Annotated in this window: 1 protein-coding gene; it reads right to left on the minus strand. The window is 50.0% G+C overall.

Annotated features, from left to right (window positions below; genetic code table 11):
• Positions 1 to 174: 174 nt before the first annotated feature.
• The coding region (locus CHH91_RS18245; RefSeq protein ID WP_141234207.1) for an SDR family oxidoreductase at positions 175 to 310 on the minus strand (136 nt) is incomplete at its 5' end.

Consider the following 310-nt stretch of genomic DNA (forward strand, 5'->3'; position numbering starts at 1 on the left):
TTACCGTGGTGATCGCTACCACTTTGTAACGAAAATGGTACGTTGATGTTGTGTAAACGAGACTTGAGGCGCCTGACCCATTAGCAGGCGCCTCTCACTTCTGTGCATAAGCTGATAACGACGCTCTCTACGTTGCAAACGATCCGTCTAGAGAGGAGTGCCGCATGTTTTTGGTCATGAACTAATATAATCCCCGCCATTAATATGGATCGCCTGTCCGGTCATGTAGGAAGAGTCGTTTGAAGCGAGGAGTACATAGGCACCGACAAGTTCACTCGGCTGACCTGCTCGTCCCATTGGCGTCGTTGTG

This window comes from Virgibacillus sp. 7505 (assembly GCF_002272135.1).
Lineage (GTDB): Bacteria > Bacillota > Bacilli > Bacillales > Amphibacillaceae > Terribacillus.